This window comes from Corynebacterium sp. MSK071 (assembly GCF_030232125.1).
Taxonomy (GTDB): domain Bacteria; phylum Actinomycetota; class Actinomycetes; order Mycobacteriales; family Mycobacteriaceae; genus Corynebacterium; species Corynebacterium kefirresidentii.
Genome location: NZ_JASPJA010000040.1, coordinates 1 through 1,049, shown reverse-complemented (window position 1 = coordinate 1,049; position 1,049 = coordinate 1). Strand labels below are relative to the sequence as shown.

Genomic DNA, 1,049 nt, shown 5'->3' with positions numbered 1-1,049 from the left:
AACCCCTTTATCGCAGGGCCCAACTTCGGCCCGAATGATGCGATAATGTCGCCGCCTGCCTTAAACGCCTTAAACCCACGAGTAATAGGTGCAATAACCTTAGCCCACGTCATAAACCCACCAGCAGCCGCAGCAGCCAATCCTGGGTGCTTTTGCATTTCGTCGCCAAGCTTGGCGATAGTCGGGACAATGACACCGGAAATAATGGGAGTGATTACGCGAATCAAATCAGTGATTATAGGAAGACTTCCCACAGCAATAGCAGCCAAAGCGCCGACAATCGGAGGTAAAGCAGGCGCAATGGCGCTGACAAGCTGTAAAGCAGCATCTGCCAACTCCTCCACATATGGACCAGCCTGACTAGCTAAATCCTGCAAAGGAGACAAAGAGTCAATGATTGAATTGAAATCAATGCTCTCGATAACGTCGAACATTTTCGGGATGACGTCATCAGCCAAATGCTCAAAGACAGGGGTAATCTTTTCAGATAGATTTTCTGCGAATTCTCCCACCACTGGCTTAATTTGCTGAAAGCCCTCAGACATCGCATTAAAGACGGGAATCAAGCCATCATAAAATGGTTTCTCGAATTGCTCAGTTACCTGAGAGCGGAACGCTTTCATGGTGTCGAAGGAGCCTTTGAATGTTTCGCGTTGCTTCTGGGCAGCTCCGTCGAACATGTCGTTCATGGCGTTAGAAAAGTCCTCGAATGAGACCTTGCCCGAACTAATCATGTCGGTGACTTCTTCTTTAGTCACGCCCATCTGGTCGGCAAGCTTTTGCTGCAGACCAATTCCTCGGTCCATCAACTGAGCCATAACCTCGCCGTCAACGTGGCCACGGGCAGCAACCTTCGACCAGATTGACCCCATCTCGCCCATGGACACACCCGAATGGGCAGCAGAGTCAGCAACACGACTAAGCGTGTCCTGAAGTTCTTGGCCGGGTTTAATACCAGAGCTGAGCATGACGGAGGCAACCTGGGCGGTATCACCCATGAGGAAGGAGGTGCCCTCAATGGACTTGTTGACATTGCCCATAATCTGGTC

1 protein-coding gene is annotated in these 1,049 nt (G+C 50.5%); it reads right to left on the bottom strand.

Translation table 11 applies throughout. From position 1 onward, the window contains the following. The coding region (locus QP990_RS12100) for a tape measure protein (RefSeq protein ID WP_284799414.1) at window positions 1-1,049 on the bottom strand (1,049 nt) is incomplete at both ends.